Source organism: Dellaglioa sp. CoH-56-MRSF-12, from assembly GCF_056782075.1.
The window spans coordinates 1-240 of record NZ_JBXAYD010000163.1 but is presented as its reverse complement, the minus strand read 5'-3'; the positions used below and the strand labels follow the sequence as shown (position 1 = coordinate 240).

Below are 240 nucleotides of genomic sequence, written 5' to 3'. Positions count from 1 at the left end.
CCGAGGTGCTGCGCGATCTCGGGATCGACACGGATATCATGGATTTTGCGGGCTGGGACGCGGACAAGGCAGTGTACCAGATGAGCAAGTCGAACCCGCAGGTTCTGGAGTGGACGAATTCACCGATCATCTATCGACCCAATGCGCATCTGGTGGCGCTAGCCGAGAAGATGTACAACCCGATCCCGGTGATGCACCATTACAGGTCTATGGCCAAGGGCAATTTCCGTGAGTATCTTC

General features: G+C 55.8%; 1 protein-coding gene. It reads left to right on the top strand.

Annotated features, from left to right (window positions below):
* A partial coding sequence (locus AC1RPY_RS08165; RefSeq protein ID WP_481763183.1) for a DNA polymerase beta superfamily protein occupies nt 1-240 on the top strand: 240 nt, incomplete at both ends.